At 72.8% G+C, this 1,347-nt stretch carries 2 protein-coding genes; both read left to right on the top strand.

Annotated features, from left to right (window positions below):
• A partial coding sequence (locus GA0115240_RS02395) for an FGGY-family carbohydrate kinase (protein ID WP_256069477.1) occupies window positions 1-449 on the top strand: 449 nt, incomplete at its 5' end.
• Between the two features lie 82 nt (window positions 450-531).
• On the top strand, window positions 532-1,347 hold an 816-nt coding region (locus tag GA0115240_RS02400; protein ID WP_093734976.1), incomplete at its 3' end, for a (Fe-S)-binding protein.

The raw sequence follows: 1,347 nt of genomic DNA on the forward strand, positions 1-1,347 counted from the left end.
CCGACCATTGCGTACGGACGGGGCAGCGGCCACCCTCCAGCCGGGGCGCGATCGTCCGCTGCATCCTGGAGAGCCTGGCGCTGGCCCATCGCCGGGTCCTGCGCCGCGCCGCGGAACTGGCCGGACGCGACATCACCCACATCCATCTGGTCGGCGGCGGCAGCCGCAACGACCTGCTGTGCCAGCTGACTTCCGATGCCACCGGGCTGCCGGTCGTCGCCGGGCCCACCGAGGCGACCGCAATCGGCAACATCCTGGTCCAGGCCCGCGCCCACGGGCTGGTCGGCGACCTGGCGGACATGCGGCGACTCGTCGCCGACACCCAGCACCTGCGCCGGTACAGCCCGCAAGGAGACCGGCGGGCCTGGGACGCAGCCGACGCCGCGGTGCGCGGGCCGCTGTCGGGCCCGGAACCGGACCCGTCGCTCGAACCCGGGTCCACTTCGTGAGTCCCGCGTCTCCGTCCCCTGCCCGTCCCCCGTCCCCCGTCCCCTGTCCCCTGTCCCACCCGAACGAACCGAGGGAGCCACGATGCGGGTCGCATTGTTCCTCACATGCGTCAACGACATGCTCTACCCGCGCACCGGACAGGCCGTGGTGACCCTGCTGGAACGCCTCGGTGTGGAGGTGGACTTCCCAACGGCCCAGACCTGCTGCGGACAGGCGCACTACAACACCGGCTACCGGCACCAGGCCGAGCCGCTGGCCCGCCACTACGCCGAGGTCTTCGCCGGCTACGACGCCGTCGTCACCCCGTCCGGGTCGTGCGCGGCCATGGTCCGCGACATCTACCCGCAGCTCGGGGAGCGGGCCCGCGCCGAGGGCCGGGGCGCAGGGACGGTGGTCGCGCCGGCCGCGGTCCCGGAGACGTACGAGCTGACCGAGTTCCTGGTGGACGTGCTCGGGGTGACGGACGTCGGGGCGTACTTCCCGCACTCGGTCACCTACCATCCGACGTGCCACGGACTGCGGCTGCTCCGGCTGGGCGAGCGGCCGCGCCGACTCCTTGAGGCGGTGCGGGGACTGGAGTTGATCGAACTGCCCGGCGCGGAGGAGTGCTGCGGCTTCGGCGGCACCTTCGCGGTCAAGAACCCGGACGTGTCCGCGGCGATGGGCGCCGACAAGGTGCGACATGCCGAGGCGACCGGGGCCGAGGTGCTGTGCGCGGCGGACAACTCCTGCCTGATGCACATCGGCGGCACGATCTCCCGTCAGGGCGCCGGCGTTCGCCCGGTGCACATCGCGGAGATCCTGGCCTCGACGCAGGAACACCCGCGGGACATGGGCCCGCACGCGGAACCCGTCCACCTCGCCACCGACACCGGCCGGCGGAACAAGGGAGCAGTG

Origin of the sequence: Streptomyces sp. DvalAA-14 (genome assembly GCF_900091855.1) — a bacterium.
GTDB lineage: Bacteria > Actinomycetota > Actinomycetes > Streptomycetales > Streptomycetaceae > Actinacidiphila.